The sequence below is a fragment of the Polaromonas sp. P1_G2 genome (assembly GCF_056405515.1).
This window is the reverse complement of sequence record NZ_JBFUBY010000098.1, coordinates 1-13,936: the sequence shown is the minus strand read 5'-3', so window position 1 is coordinate 13,936 and position 13,936 is coordinate 1. Positions and strand designations below refer to the sequence as shown.

The following is a 13,936-nucleotide window of genomic DNA, read 5'->3' as shown; positions in this document are numbered from 1 at the left end:
CCATAAATCCGACAAACACTGGACTTTTTTTTGGAGTTTGTTAAAGTCAACCTACAAATGCATCAGTCATAGGTTGTCTGATGACTCGGAATTCTCGGTTTCGCCCCCTAGCTTGTCAATGGTTTTTTAATGGACTCAAGGAAAACCCCTAGTCGCCCGGAAGCAGGCCTTACGCCTGCCTTTCACGAAGAGCTGCCGCGCATGCGCCGGCCGCGCGGGCTGGTGGGCGAGATCGTCGAAAGCCTGGCCACCAGCATCCGCGAAGGCCGTCTCCAGCCGGGCGAAAAACTGCCCACCGAGGCCGAAATCATGGCCCGCTTCGACGTCAGCCGCACCGTGGTGCGCGAGTCGCTGTCCAAGCTGCAGGCCTCGGGCCTGGTCGAAACCCGGCACGGCATCGGCACTTTTGTGCTGCAGCCGCAGAGCGCCGGCAACTTCAAGATCACGGCCGAGGACTTTGCCACCGTGGCCGACGTGATCTCGGTGCTGGAGCTGCGCATCAGCCTGGAAACCGAGGCCGCGGGCCTGGCCGCCCAGAGGCGGACGCCGGAAAACCTCATCGCCATGGAAAACGCCCTGCGCGCCTTTCACGACTCCATCAGCCTCGATTCGGACGCGGTGCCGCCGGACTTCCAGTTCCACATGGAAGTGGCCCGCTCCACCGGCAACCGCCACTTCGCCGACCTGATGACCTACCTGGGCACCATGATCATCCCGCGCACCCGCGTGAACACGGCGCACTCCGCGCCCGAGGGTCGTTTCAACTACCTGCAGCGGGTCAACAGCGAGCACGAAAGCATTTACAACGCCATCCGCAACCAGGACGCCGAGGCCGCGCGCGCCGCCATGCGCACGCATCTGTCCAACAGCCGCGAACGGCTGCGCCGGGGCAATAACGCGCACACCATGCAACCGCCGGGAGAGCCTGCGGAGATGCAGCCTCCCCTGCCCCTGGGTACAAACCTGGTTGCATAAAGAATCGGCGAGTTGTACGATAACTGATAAATCAACTTTATCAACCCTCCACAACACGCCCGGTATGCCAGCCTCCCAAGCCTCCCCTGTTTCCCCACCCGCCGCTTCGCAAACTCCCCGCATCACCCGCGTCCAGGTGATCCCGGTGGCCGGCCAGGACAGCATGCTGCTGAACCTGAGCGGTGCGCACGGCCCCTTCTTCACCCGCAACATCCTGATCCTGACCGACAGCTCCGGSCGCACGGGCGTGGGCGAGGTGCCGGGCGGCGAGAAGATCCGCAACACCCTGCAGGACGCGGCGCCGCTGATTGAAGGCCAGTCGATAGGCGCGTGGAACCAGATCCTCAACACCCTGCGCACCGCCTTCGCCGACCGCGACAGCGGCGGCCGCGGCAACCAGACCTTTGACCTGCGCGTGGCGATCCACGCCGTGACCGCCGTGGAAAGCGCCCTGCTCGACCTGCTGGGCCAGTTCCTGGGCGTGCCCGTCGCAGCCTTGCTGGGCGACGGCCAGCAGCGCGATTCGGTGGCCATGCTCGGTTACCTGTTTTACGTCGCCGACCGCAAGCAAACCGGCCTGGCCWATGCGTCGGCGCCTGACGAGAAAGACGACTGGCTGCGCCTGCGCCATGAGGCCGCGATGGACGCCGACGGCATCGTCGCGCTGGCCGAAGCGGCCTACAAGCGCTACGGGTTCAAGGACTTCAAGCTCAAGGGCGGTGTGCTGCGCGGCGAAGAAGAGATGGAAGCCATCACCGCGCTGGCTGAGCGTTTTCCCGAGGCGCGCATCACGCTGGACCCGAACGGCGGCTGGCTGCTCAAGGACGCCATCCGCATCTGCCAGGGCCGCGGCGACGTGCTGGCTTATGCCGAAGACCCCTGCGGTGCTGAAGGCGTGTTCTCGGGCCGCGAGGTGATGGCGGAGTTCCGCCGCGCCACGGGCCTGCCGACCGCCACCAACATGATCGCCACCGACTGGCGCGAACTGTCGCACACCATCCACCTGCAGTCGGTGGACATCCCGCTGGCCGACCCGCACTTCTGGACCATGCAGGGCTCGGTGCGCGTGGCGCAGATCTGCCAGACCTGGGGCCTGACCTGGGGTTCGCATTCGAACAACCACTTCGACATTTCTCTGGCCATGTTCACGCACGTGGCCGCCGCCGCGCCGGGCAAAGTCACCGCGATCGACACGCACTGGATCTGGCAGGACGGCCAGCGCCTGACGAAGGCGCCGCTGCAGATCGTCGGCGGTGAAGTCGCCGTGCCCAAGCAGCCCGGCCTGGGTGTGGAGCTGGATATGGCCGAGGTGGAAAAAGCCCACCAGCTCTACCTCAAGCACGGCCTGGGCGCGCGCGATGACGCCGTGGCCATGCAGTACCTGATCCCCGGCTGGACCTTCAACAACAAGATGCCCTGCATGGTCCGGTAAAGCCGGCAGCTCCCCGGGATTTAGAGGATTCCGGAGGCCTTTTGTTTTGTTTTTTGTCATTGGGCGCGCCAGCGGCCCAGCAGGCGACTAGGGGCGGTATACCCCGGTGCCTTTTTCACCAGCGATACCCGTTCACCACTAATACAAACACCTGGAGACAAGACATGAAACGCAGAACCCTTTGCAGCCTTGCGGGCGCAACGCTATTGGCGCTGGCCGGCACGCTGGGCGCGGGCGGCGCCGCCGCGCAAACCAAACTCAAATGGGCGCACGTCTACGAGACGTCCGAGTCCTTTCACAAGCAGGCCGTCTGGGCCGCCGATGAAATCAAGAAGAAGACCAACGGACGCTACGTCGTCGAAGTCTTCCCGGCTTCGTCGCTGGGCAAGGAAACCGAAATCAACCAGGGCCTGACGCTGGGTACCGTGGACATCATCTACACCGGCGCCGCCTTTGCCGGCCGTGCCTATCCGCCGCTGTCCATCGCCGCCGCGCCTTTTGTGTTCCGCGACTACAACCACTTCCAGGCCTTCCGCAACGGCCCGATCTTCCAGGAACTGGCCCAGGGTTATGCAAGCAAGACCGGCGGCCAGCACATCGCGGGCTACACCTATTACGGTCTGCGCCACATGACCTCGAACAAGGCCATCTTCAAGCCCGAGGACATGAAGGGCCTCAAGCTGCGCGTGCCCGACGCGCCGCTGTTCGTGATGTTCCCCAAGGCGGTGGGCGCCAACCCGACGCCCATCGCGTTTGCCGAGGTCTACCTGGCGCTGCAGAACGGCACGGTCGACGCGCAGGAAAACCCGCTGCCCACCATCGAGGCCAAGAAGTTCTATGAAGTGCAGAAGTACATCACGCTGACGGGCCACATCACCGAATCGCTGGTCACCGCCGTGTCGGGCTCGGTCTGGTCCAAGCTCAGCGACGCCGACAAGAAAATCTTCGACCAGGTTCTGTGGGAAGCCTCCAGCCGCGCCAGCCAGGACATCGTCGATGCGGAAAACCGCCTGGTCGCCGAATTCGAGAAAAAGGGCAAGACGGTCAACAAGGTCGACCGCGCGCCTTTCGCCGCGGCCGTGCTGCCCTCGCTGACCGCCGCCGACGCGCCCTGGCCCAAGAGCCTCTACGAACGCATCCAGGCCATCAAGTAAAAGCCAGCGAACAAGCGGGAGGACGGCGCGGGCTGCCCTGCCCTCCCCCATCCATCCGCCTTTATTTCCGCATCGCGTTCAGAAACTAGCGGCCGCCCACTTGCGGCCGGCACCCACATCTCGAACAAGACATGCTTCCACTTCAATCCCAGCGGCTGCGCATCGCCGTCATAGGCGCGGGCCTCGGGTCCGCACCCCATTTCAACAGCCTGCGGGACCTGGCCGGCGAAGCCGAGCTTGTGTGTGTCTACGGCCGCAGCGCCGAGCGGCTGGCGGGTGTGGACGTGCCCGCCGGCGCGCGCAAGACCACGCGACTGGAGGACATCCTGGAAGATGCGAGCATCCAGGCCGTGCTGGTGCTGACGCCGCCCAACACGCATCTCGAGCTTGTGCAGCGCGTTGCGCGCGCGGGCAAACACGTGCTGGTCGAAAAGCCGCTGGAGACAGACCTGAACCGCGCCAACGCGCTGGTGGAGGCTTGCGAACAAGCCGGCGTCACGCTGGCCGTCATGCTGCAGCATCGCCTGCGCGAAGCGGCGGTGGCGCTGCGCGGCTTGATGGTGTCAGGCGAACTGGGGCAGCTGGTAAGCGCCACCGCCGCCGTGCGCTGGTGGCGGCCGCAGAGTTATTACGACGAGCCCGGGCGCGGCACCCTGGCACGGGACGGCGGCGGCGTGCTGATCACGCAGGCCATCCACACCCTGGACCTGTTGCTGAGCCTCATCGGCATGCCGGCGCGCGTGACGGGCATCGCCGGCACCAGCGCGGTGCACCGCATGGAAGGTGAAGACACCGCGGCCGCGTTGCTGCACTATGACAGCGGCGCGGTGGCCGTGGTGCAGGCCACGACGGCAGCTTACCCGGGATTTCCAGAGCGCATCGAACTCAACTTCACGCGCGGCACGGCGACACTGGAAGGCGGCGAGATGCGGGCTGCTTTCCAGGACGGCCGGACCGTGAGTGCCGGTGCGCGCCAGGTCTCGGGCGGCGGCGCCGACCCCATGGCCTTCGACCACGCCGCCCACAGGACAGTGCTGCAGGATTTCATACGCGCGGTGAAGAACGGCACGGCGCCAGCTGTCACAGGGCGCTCGGCGCTGGGCGTGCAGCAGTTCATAGAAGCCGTCATGGCATCGTCACAGTCGGGCGGCACGGTTCCCCTGCATCCGGCCGCCCTGATTCCCGTGATCTAAGACGGGTAGGCCCTCATCCAGATGTGGCGGGCATGTTCAGCTATAAAACTCGTAGCAGCCAGGGAATTGCGTTATATTTGGTTCCCGCCGATAGAAGCTTTTTGCTTAATAACACCTGTGACCGAATTGTGACCGAGGAGACGAGCTGATGAGTGCCAAAGAAAATGCAGCGGTAGGTCAACTACTTGAACTGCTGGAAGCACGCTATGCATTGCGCGTGCTGTGGGCTCTGAAGGACGGCCACCCCCAGACCTTTCGCCTCCTGCAAGACAGCGTCGGCAACATCACGCCCAACACCCTCAACACCCGCATCAAGGAATTGCGCGCCGCCGRCCTGATCGGCCATGGCAGCGACGGCTACATCGTCACCACCTTGGGCGCCGACCTGCTCAAGCGCCTGAACGACCTGCAGGCCTTCGCCGGCAAATGGGTGATCAGCCAGACGAAAAAACCCAAGCCCTGAGAAGCGGCTTGGCCGGCTCATCGGCACGAAAAAAAAAGCGACCACTTCGGTCGCTTTTTTTGTTATCCGACCAGACGCCCCTAGTCCACCGCGGCGCCCGAACGTTTCACCGCATCACCCCACAGCGTCATGTTGCTCGCGATGTGCCTGGCGAGTTCTTCCGGCGTGCCGGGCGCGGCCTCCGCGCCGCGCGACTGCAGTTGCGCGCGCAACTCGGGATCGGCCAGCGCCTTGTGGATTGCTTCGTTAAGCCGGTTGACGATGGGACGCGGCGTACCGGCGGGCACAAAAATCGCGTCCCACGCGCTGACGTCAAACCCGGCCAGGCCGGACTCCGCGATGGTGGGCAAGTCGGGCCAGCCCGCGACGCGCGTGGCCGTCGTCACCGCCAGCGGCTTGACGCGGCCGCCCTTGGCCTGCGGCGCGGCATTGGGCATCACCTCGATCATCATGTCGATCTGCCCACCCATCAGGTCGGTCATGGCCTGCGCGCCGCCACGGTAGGGAATGTGCACCACCGCCAGGCCGGCGCGCGATTTGTAGATCTCACCGGCCAGGTGCGAGGTCGTGCCGTTGCCGGCCGAGCCGAAGGTGTACTTGCCCGGATTCGCCTTGAGCAGTTTGGTGAGCTCCGCCATGGAGTTGACCTGCAGCGTGGGCCGTACCACCACCATGGCCGCGATGCGCGTGAGCTGGCTCACCGGCTCGAAGTCGCGCACGCTGAAACCCGGGGATTTGTAGATCGCATGGTTGATGGCATGCGTGCCGTTGGTGCCATAGAGCAAGGTGTAGCCGTCGGCCGGCGACTTGGCCGCCGCCGCGCTGCCCACATTGCCGCCGGCGCCGCCCAGGTTTTCCACCACGATGGGCTGGCCAAGTTCTTTGGCCGCGCGCAGCATGACCAGGCGCGCCAGCGTGTCGCCGCCGCCGCCGGCTGGAAACGGCACGATCAGCTTGATGGGCTTGTTGGGATAGGCCGCGGCCGGCTGGCCGTGGGCGGCAGGGGCGATCAGGGCTAAAGCAGCCGTCGCAGCAAGCAACATGCGGCGGGCTACGGCAATCGGCCGCAGGTGGGGAAAAGGCGAATTCATCGTGTCTCCTGGGGAAATAGGGCATGCTCGACGGCATTTAAAATTCTTAGTGATCTTATTTTATTGCACGCAATACTGGTAGTAATCACCTAGTTAACCCTTAGATACATAAGTATTGCATGCAATAATCCGTCAACTTTACCTCCACAGCCCATGTCTTCCCAGATCGACTACACCACCAACGAATTGAGGCGACGAATCCTCAGCGGCCAGGCGGCGCCCGGCGAACGCATGGTGGAACTGGAGCTTTCCGCCCAACTGGCCGTATCGCGAACGCCCATACGCATCGCGCTCGGCGAGCTTGAAAAAGAAGGCCTGCTGGAACGCTTGCCGACGCGCGGCTTTCGCGTGCGCCAGTTCAGCGTTGACGAAATCACCAATGCGGTCGACGTGCGCGGCGTGCTGGAAGGCATGGCGGCACGGCAGGCGGCCGAGCGCGGCCTCGGCCCCGACACCCGGGCCGAACTGCAGGCCTGCATTGATGAAGGCCGTTTGCTGCTAAAGAAGGCCGAGGCCGCCGGCCACGTGATCGACGCGGCCCGCTGGGTGCCCATGAATGCGCGTTTTCACGCCGCGCTGGTGGAAGCCGCCGGCAACAGCACGCTGGCCTCGGCGCTGGCGCATGTCAGCAAGACCCCGATGGCCGGCGCCGGTGCGCTGAGCCTGAACGGCGCCTTGCCGCTGCTGGAGTTCGGCTACATCCAGCGCGCCCAGAGCGACCATGAAGACGTGCTGGCCGCGCTGCTGGCCGGCGAAGGCACGCGCGCCGAAGCGCTGATGCGCGAACACGCCCACCGCAGCCGCGACAACAAGCGCGAGCTGATGGCGCGCATGCAAAAACTCCCCGCGGCCTGAGCCTTTTTATCAACGCGCCCAGCGCGCCGCCCAGGGCTCCAGCGGCACGCGGGCCGCGTTGCATACATAGCTGATCGCGTGGTACCAGCCGGCCAGCATCAGCAGCTCAACCAGTTGCGGCGCCGACCAGAGCCCGGCCAGTTCATGCCACAGCGCATCGCTCACCGTGCTGCTGTCGTGCAGCTCATCGACCAGCCGCAGCAACAGGCCGTCGCGCTGCGCCAGGCCCTGCCCGCCCGAGGCCGGGTCGGCAATCGCGGCGTTGTCGGCGTCGCTGAAACCTGCCGCCCGGCCGAAGGCGGTGACGTGCACGCCCCATTCATACTCCGCGCCGCAGCGCGCGCAGACGCGGTTGATCACCACCTCGCGGTCACGCAAGGACAGGCTGGCGCTGGAGCCGAGCAGGTAGCCGCCCCATGAGGGCATGCGCTCCAGCAGCCTGGGGTTGACGGCCAGCACGCGGAAAAGCGCCAGCACATTCGGCGCGGCCGGCGGCGTGATCTTTTTGAGGAGCGCGTCCTGCTCGGGGGTGTAAGGCGGCTCCACTGGCGCGATGCGAGGCAGGGGTGCAGTAGTTGTCGTGGTGTTTGTCATGGCGGGAAGGCTTCCGGTTGGGTTGAGGGACTTTCAATCGCTACGGATTTCGTAGCGATTACCCACTATATCGCTACGTATTCCGTAGCAATCGTCGCAGACACGACAGGCGCAGCCCCTACAATCCAGGGCATGACGTCCACCCTCCCCCTTCCCGRCAAACCGGTTCGCGGCTCCGCCACGGGCCGGCCCGTGATGGCCTTGCTGGACCTGCTGGGCCGGCGCGGCACGCTGCGCCTGCTGTGGGAACTGCGTGATGGGCAGGCGCAAAGCTTCCGGCAATTGGCAGCAAATGCCGGAAACATGTCGCCTTCGGTCATGAACGACCGGCTGAAGGAGTTGCGCGAGGCGCGGCTTGTGGAACTCGCAAGCGGCGGCTACGTCCTCACCGCCACGGGCAGCGGACTGCTGCACAAGCTCAAACCGCTCCACCAGTGGGCAGAAGAATGGGCCGCCCAGGACGCATAAGCCAATCCGGCCGCCGCTCCTCGCGCGGCCAAAAATTTCGTAATCCAAATCGAAGCCCTTGTCTTGAAAAGGGCTTTGCCATCCCCAGTTGGGAACCTTACCAACACCAACCCTGTTGCTTCGCATGTCTGAAAACAAACAACCCGAACAAAATCAACCCCTTAGCGGCGAACCCAGCCCCGAGGAACTCGAAGCGGCGCAAGCCGCCAATGAGTTTGACGCGCTGACCGTGGCGCAGGCCGAAGTCGCCACCCTGCAGGCCAAAAACACCGAGCTGTCCGACAGCTACCTGCGCGCCAAGGCCGAGACCGAAAACGCCCGCCGGCGTGCCGACGAAGACGTGGCCAAGGCCCGCAAGTTCGCGCTCGAAAGCTTCGCCGAAAGCCTGCTGCCGGTGGCCGATAGCCTGGAAGCCGGCCTGGCCATCCAGGAAGCCTCGCCCGAGCAGATCCGCGAAGGCGCCGAAGCCACGCTCAAGCAGCTCAAGAGCGCGCTCGAGCGCAACCGGGTCGTGGCCATAGACCCCGCCGCCGGCACCAAATTCGATCCCGCCCAGCACCAGGCCATCAGCATGGTGCCGGCCGACCAGGAAGCCAACACCGTGGTCAGCGTGCTGCAAAAAGGCTACCTGATCGCCGAGCGCGTGCTGCGCCCTGCCCTGGTAACGGTGGCAGCCTCCAAATAACAGACCACAAACGAATGCAAAAACATGTTGAGGCCCTTGAAGCCCACCAACTTACCCACAAGTTATCAACATAGTCGTTCACAGCGGCCAGGGGGCTTAAACCCCGGCCACCCCACTTTCAATCTTTCACGAATCAAAAAAGCAGGAGTAAATCATCATGGGAAGAATCATCGGCATTGACCTGGGCACCACCAACAGCTGCGTATCCGTCATGGAGGGGAATACCCCCCGCGTGATCGAAAACTCGGAAGGCGTGCGCACCACCCCTTCCATCGTCGCTTACCAGGAAGACGGCGAAGTGCTGGTCGGCGCATCCGCCAAGCGCCAGGCCGTGACCAACCCSRARAACACRSTCTWCGCCGTCAAGCGCCTGATCGGCCGCAAGTTCACTGAAAAAGAAGTCCAGAAGGACATCGCGATGATGCCCTACGCCATCGTCGCGGCCGACAACGGCGACGCCTGGGTTGAAGTGCGCGGCAAGAAGATCTCGGCCCAGCAAGTCAGCGCCGACATCCTGCGCAAGATGAAGAAAACCGCCGAAGACTACCTCGGCGAGCCCGTCACCGAAGCCGTGATCACCGTGCCCGCCTACTTCAACGACGCACAGCGCCAGGCCACCAAAGACGCCGGCCGCATCGCCGGCCTCGAAGTCAAGCGCATCATCAACGAACCCACCGCGGCAGCCCTGGCCTTCGGCCTGGACAAGCAGGAAAAGGGCGACCGCAAGATCGCCGTGTATGACCTGGGCGGCGGCACCTTCGACATCTCCATCATCGAGATCGCCGATGTCGACGGCGAAAAGCAGTTTGAAGTGCTGTCGACCAACGGCGACACCTTCCTGGGCGGCGAAGACTTCGACCAGCGCGTCATCGACTACATCGTGGCCGAGTTCAAGAAAGACAGCGGCATCGACCTGTCCAAGGACGTGGTCGCCCTGCAGCGCCTGAAAGACTCCGCGGAGAAGGCCAAGATCGAGCTGTCCAACAGCCCGCAGACCGAAGTCAACATTCCCTACATCGCGCACGACCCCGCGACCGGCCCCAAGCACCTGCTGGTCAAGCTGACCCGCGCCAAGCTTGAAAGCCTGGTCGACGAACTGATCGAGCGCACGATTGCGCCTTGCCGCATCGCCATGAAAGACGCCGGCGTCAGCGCGGCCGACATCCATGACGTGATCCTGGTCGGCGGCCAGACCCGCATGCCCAAGGTGCAGGAAAAGGTCAAGGAGCTGTTCGGCAAGGAACCGCGCAAGGACGTGAACCCCGACGAAGCCGTCGCCGTGGGCGCCGCGATCCAGGGCCAGGTCCTGTCCGGCGACCGCACCGACGTGCTGCTGCTCGACGTCACCCCGCTGTCCCTGGGTATCGAAACCATGGGCGGTGTGATGACCAAGATGATCAAGAAGAACACGACCATCCCGACCAAGTTCGCGCAGACCTTCTCCACCGCCGAAGACAACCAGCCGGCCGTGACCATCAAGGTGTTCCAGGGCGAACGCGAAATCGCCTCGGGCAACAAGGCGCTGGGCGAGTTCAACCTCGAGGGCATTCCGCCGGCATCGCGCGGCACGCCGCAGATCGAAGTGTCCTTCGACATCGACGCCAACGGCATCCTGCACGTGGGCGCCAAGGATAAGGGCACCGGCAAGGAAAACAAGATCACCATCAAGGCCAACTCTGGCCTGTCCGAAGCTGAAATCCAGCAAATGGTGAAAGACGCCGAGCTGAACGCCGAAGAAGACAAGAAGAAGGTCGAGTTCGTGACCGCCAAGAACAACGCCGAAGCCATGGTGCACAGCGTGAAGAAATCGCTGGGCGAATACGGCGACAAGCTCGAAGCCGGCGAGAAGGAAAAGATCGAGACCGCCATCAAGGACATGGAAGAGGCGCTCAAGGGCGACGACAAGGCCGCCATCGACGCCAAGAACACGGCCCTGATGGAAGCCAGCCAGAAGCTCGGCGAAAAAATGTACGCCGACATGCAGGCCTCGCAAGCGGCAGCCGGCGGTGACGCGGGCGCCGCGGGTGCCGCGCAAGCCGAGGCCAAGCCGGCAGACGACAATGTCGTGGACGCTGAGGTCAAGGAAGTCAAGAAGGGTTAAGACCCGGTGGCAACAAGCCCTGCATTGGCGCGATAACTGCATGCACGCGCAGACGGCACAATCAGGTGCACAAGGCGGAAACCGGGAGCTATCCCGGCTTTCCGCTTTTGTACATCTGCCGATACCGCCAATGCCAGCGCCTGCCGGCTGACCGCCGACCCGATCAACGACCAAGACCCTGAGCTGCCATGGCAACAAAAAAAGACTATTACGACACACTGGGCGTCCCCAAGAACGCCAGTGACGAGGACATCAAAAAAGCGTATCGCAAGCTCGCGATGAAGCACCACCCCGACCGCAACCAGGGGGATGCGTCCAAGGTCGCCGAGGAAAAATTCAAGGAGGCCAAAGAGGCCTACGAGATGCTCTCCGACGAGAACAAGCGCGCGGCCTACGACCAGTACGGCCACGCGRGCGTCGACCCCARCATGCGCGGAGGGCCGGGCGCGGAAGGCTTCGGCGGGTTTGCCGAGGCCTTCGGCGACATCTTCGGCGACGTGTTCGGCGGCCAGCGCGGCGGTGGCCAGCAGCGCGGCGGCCGCCAGGTCTACCGCGGCGGCGACCTCAGCTACGCCATGGAGATCACGCTCGAGGAAGCGGCCCACGGCAAAGAGGCACAGATCCGCATCCCGAGTTGGGACGACTGCAACACCTGCCACGGCAGCGGCGCCAAGCCCGGCACCAAGGTGGTGACCTGCACCACCTGCCACGGCCACGGCGTGGTGCAGATGCGCCAGGGCTTTTTCAGCGTGCAGCAGACCTGCCCGCAGTGCAAAGGCACCGGCAAGCTGATCCCCGAACCCTGCGTGACCTGCCACGGCCTGGGCAAGACCAAAAACAACAAGACGCTGGAAGTCAAGATCCCCGCGGGCATCGACGACGGCATGCGCATACGTTCCACCGGCAACGGCGAGCCCGGCACCAACGGCGGCCCGCCCGGCGACCTCTACATCGAGATCCGCCTGAAGAAGCACGACATCTTCGAGCGCGACGGCGACGACCTGCACTGCGCTGTGCCCATCAGCTTCACCACAGCGGCGCTGGGCGGCGAGATCGAGGTGCCGACACTCGCCGGCAAGGCCGCCATCGACATCCCCGAAGGAACCCAGGCCGCCAAGCAGTTCCGCCTGCGCGGCAAGGGCATCAAGGGCGTGCGGTCCAGCTATCCCGGCGACCTGTACTGCCACATCACGGTGGAAACGCCGGTCAAGCTCACCGAGCACCAGCGCAAGCTGCTCAAGGAGCTTGACGAGTCGCTGAAAAAAGGCGGTGCCAAGCATTCGCCGAGCGAAGAGGGCTGGGCCGACAAACTGAAGAGCTTCTTCAGCGCCTGATGGCCTGACCTTTCAAACCAAAAATGCCGGACTTGCTCCGGCATTTTTTATGCGCGGCCCGAAAATTTGCGAATGTTGTTTTGCGAACAAGGCGGCACACACTGTCACAGGCCTGTCGTCATCCCACGTCTACGATCAGCCTTTTAACTTTTAACTCAGGGAAGCACCCATGACCGTATCGACCCGCAAGGCCTTCAACTTCAGGCAAGGCGCCTTGCTCGCCCTCGTTTGCAGCGGCGTGCTGCTGGCCGCCTGCACCTCCTCGGGCACGCCCTCGCAAGCCGGCCTCTCCACACTCGACGGCAAGGCGCCCCTGGTTATCGCCCACCGCGGTGCTTCCGGCTACGTGCCCGAAGAAACACTGGAAGCCTATGCGCGCGCCATCGAGCTCGGCGCCGACGTGATCGAGATGGACTTGATCGTCTCCAAGGACGGCGTGCTGATGACCCGCCACGACCCCAACCTGGCCTTCAGCACCGACGTGGCCAAACACCCGGAATTCGCCTCGCGCAAAAAGACCATCAAGGTTGACGGCGAGACACAGACCGGCTGGTTCAGCGATGACTTCACGCTGGCCGAGATTCGCACCCTGGGCGCCATCTCGACCGATGCCGAGCGCCCCCAGCAGTTCAACGGCCAGTACAAGGTGCCGACCTTCCAGGAAGTCGTGGACCTGGCCAAGGCCCAGTCCATCAAGACAGGCCGCAGCATCGCGATCTACCCTGAGACCAAGAACCCGACCTACTTCCGCGAACGCGGCCTGCCGATGGAAGACAAGCTGATCGCCATCATCAACGCCGCCGGCTGGAACAGCAAGACCGCGCCCATCTACGTGCAGTCCTTCGAACCCGGCAGCCTCAAGTACATGAAAAGCAAGGGCCTGAACACGCGCCTGATCCAGCTGATCGACGGTGACGGCATAGACCCCAAAACCGGCCGCGTCACCTTTGCGCTGCCCAGCGACCGTCCCTATGACTGGACCCAGGCCGGCGACAAGCGTTTCTTCGACGCCATGGTGACACCTGAAGGCCTGGCTGAAATCAAGACCTATGCCGACGGCATAGGCCCGTGGAAACGCTACATCATCAGCACCAAGGGCACCATAGGCACCGACGGCAAGCAGGTCGACATCAACCGCGACGGCAAGCTCAACGATGCGGACTCCAACTCGCAGCCCGCCACCAGCCTGGTGGCCGACGCGCACAAGGCCGGCCTCTTCGTCCACCCCTTCACCTTCCGCAACGAATCGCGCCGCCTGGCCGCCGACTACCAGGGCGACCCCAAGGCCGAGTACCTGGCCTTCTACCGCGCCGGCGTGGACGGTGTGTTCACCGACTTCACCGATACCGCCATTGCCGCGCGCACGCAGTACCTGAAAGAAGCCGGCCGCTAAAAGCCTGTCGCGCTTTTTTTCAAGCAGCGCCGGCCGCCTGCGCTCCTTTCAGGGAGCCAGGCGGCTTTTTCATTCGGGCCGGCGCCCCGGTGTTTTCTCAAAATGAAACATCTTGCGGGCCAGGGGCGAAGGGACTGGCTTATAGTGCCTTACGCAGCGCAATGCCCTTTCGCCCACCCCTAACGCAAGCACCCGCAC

Annotated in this window: 13 protein-coding genes; 11 read left to right on the top strand and 2 right to left on the bottom strand. The window is 64.0% G+C overall.

The features are described from left to right. The first annotated feature begins 201 nt into the window (after nt 1-201). The 5 genes from AC1D0P_RS12165 to AC1D0P_RS12145 all read left to right on the top strand — a co-directional run bounded on the left by AC1D0P_RS12165 (nt 202) and on the right by AC1D0P_RS12145 (nt 5,217). Nucleotides 202-975: a FadR/GntR family transcriptional regulator gene (locus AC1D0P_RS12165; RefSeq protein WP_477676971.1), complete on the top strand. Its 774-nt coding sequence runs from the start codon at nt 202-204 to the stop codon at nt 973-975. Nucleotides 976-1,039: 64 nt separating this feature from the next. Continuing rightward, nucleotides 1,040-2,407 carry a glucarate dehydratase gene (gudD, locus tag AC1D0P_RS12160; protein WP_477676970.1) on the top strand — a complete coding sequence of 456 codons (1,368 nt, stop codon included), beginning with the start codon at nt 1,040-1,042 and terminating at the stop codon, nt 2,405-2,407. Between the two features lie 164 nt (nt 2,408-2,571). Then, a complete protein-coding gene (locus AC1D0P_RS12155) occupies nt 2,572-3,561 on the top strand; it encodes a sialic acid TRAP transporter substrate-binding protein SiaP (protein ID WP_477676969.1) in 990 nt (329 codons plus the stop codon). Nucleotides 3,562-3,692: 131 nt separating this feature from the next. Further along, entirely contained in the window at nt 3,693-4,754 is a 1,062-nt protein-coding gene (locus AC1D0P_RS12150) for a Gfo/Idh/MocA family protein (RefSeq protein ID WP_477676968.1), read from the top strand. 148 nt (nt 4,755-4,902) lie between these two features. Next, nucleotides 4,903-5,217 carry a winged helix-turn-helix transcriptional regulator gene (locus AC1D0P_RS12145; RefSeq protein WP_477676967.1) on the top strand — a complete coding sequence of 105 codons (315 nt, stop codon included), beginning with the start codon at nt 4,903-4,905 and terminating at the stop codon, nt 5,215-5,217. An 80-nt stretch (nt 5,218-5,297) separates the two neighbouring features. On the opposite strand, the gene AC1D0P_RS12140 is transcribed toward AC1D0P_RS12145, so the two are convergent. Next, nucleotides 5,298-6,308, bottom strand: coding sequence for a Bug family tripartite tricarboxylate transporter substrate binding protein (locus tag AC1D0P_RS12140; RefSeq protein ID WP_477676966.1), 1,011 nt, complete (start codon nt 6,306-6,308; stop codon nt 5,298-5,300). A gap of 153 nt (nt 6,309-6,461) precedes the next feature. On the opposite strand from AC1D0P_RS12140, the gene AC1D0P_RS12135 reads away from it, so the two are divergent. After that, nucleotides 6,462-7,163 (top strand): GntR family transcriptional regulator, encoded by a 702-nt coding sequence (locus AC1D0P_RS12135; RefSeq protein ID WP_477676965.1) that lies wholly within the window; start codon nt 6,462-6,464, stop codon nt 7,161-7,163. Nucleotides 7,164-7,172: 9 nt separating this feature from the next. On the opposite strand, the gene AC1D0P_RS12130 is transcribed toward AC1D0P_RS12135, so the two are convergent. Then, entirely contained in the window at nt 7,173-7,757 is a 585-nt protein-coding gene (locus AC1D0P_RS12130; RefSeq protein ID WP_477676964.1) for a carboxymuconolactone decarboxylase family protein, read from the bottom strand. Between the two features lie 132 nt (nt 7,758-7,889). Between AC1D0P_RS12130 and AC1D0P_RS12125 the strand changes: the two genes are divergently transcribed. The 5 genes from AC1D0P_RS12125 to AC1D0P_RS12105 all read left to right on the top strand — a co-directional run bounded on the left by AC1D0P_RS12125 (nt 7,890) and on the right by AC1D0P_RS12105 (nt 13,738). Further along, entirely contained in the window at nt 7,890-8,225 is a 336-nt protein-coding gene (locus tag AC1D0P_RS12125; RefSeq protein WP_477676963.1) for a winged helix-turn-helix transcriptional regulator, read from the top strand. Nucleotides 8,226-8,349: 124 nt separating this feature from the next. Next, nucleotides 8,350-8,910, top strand: coding sequence for a nucleotide exchange factor GrpE (gene grpE / locus AC1D0P_RS12120; protein WP_477676962.1), 561 nt, complete (start codon nt 8,350-8,352; stop codon nt 8,908-8,910). Nucleotides 8,911-9,067: 157 nt separating this feature from the next. Beyond that, complete coding sequence (dnaK, locus tag AC1D0P_RS12115; protein WP_477676961.1) at nt 9,068-11,011, top strand: molecular chaperone DnaK; 1,944 nt, start codon at nt 9,068-9,070, stop codon at nt 11,009-11,011. 188 nt (nt 11,012-11,199) lie between these two features. Continuing rightward, on the top strand, nt 11,200-12,345 hold the full coding sequence (gene dnaJ, locus AC1D0P_RS12110; protein ID WP_477676960.1) for a molecular chaperone DnaJ: 1,146 nt from the start codon (nt 11,200-11,202) through the stop codon (nt 12,343-12,345). A 169-nt stretch (nt 12,346-12,514) separates the two neighbouring features. Further along, nucleotides 12,515-13,738 carry a glycerophosphodiester phosphodiesterase gene (locus AC1D0P_RS12105; protein ID WP_477676959.1) on the top strand — a complete coding sequence of 408 codons (1,224 nt, stop codon included), beginning with the start codon at nt 12,515-12,517 and terminating at the stop codon, nt 13,736-13,738. Nucleotides 13,739-13,936 lie beyond the last annotated feature (198 nt).

Bases quoted from the DNA above. Each gene is read 5' to 3' on its own strand.
- AC1D0P_RS12130 (WP_477676964.1), bottom strand. From the start codon at position 7,757: ATGACAAACACCACGACAACTACTGCACCCCTGCCTCGCATCGCGCCA.
- AC1D0P_RS12150 (WP_477676968.1), top strand. From the start codon at position 3,693: ATGCTTCCACTTCAATCCCAGCGGCTGCGCATCGCCGTCATAGGCGCG.
- AC1D0P_RS12165 (WP_477676971.1), top strand. From the start codon at position 202: ATGCGCCGGCCGCGCGGGCTGGTGGGCGAGATCGTCGAAAGCCTGGCC.
- AC1D0P_RS12105 (WP_477676959.1), top strand. From the start codon at position 12,515: ATGACCGTATCGACCCGCAAGGCCTTCAACTTCAGGCAAGGCGCCTTG.
- AC1D0P_RS12135 (WP_477676965.1), top strand. From the start codon at position 6,462: ATGTCTTCCCAGATCGACTACACCACCAACGAATTGAGGCGACGAATC.
- AC1D0P_RS12155 (WP_477676969.1), top strand. From the start codon at position 2,572: ATGAAACGCAGAACCCTTTGCAGCCTTGCGGGCGCAACGCTATTGGCG.
- AC1D0P_RS12140 (WP_477676966.1), bottom strand. From the start codon at position 6,308: ATGAATTCGCCTTTTCCCCACCTGCGGCCGATTGCCGTAGCCCGCCGC.
- grpE (WP_477676962.1), top strand. From the start codon at position 8,350: ATGTCTGAAAACAAACAACCCGAACAAAATCAACCCCTTAGCGGCGAA.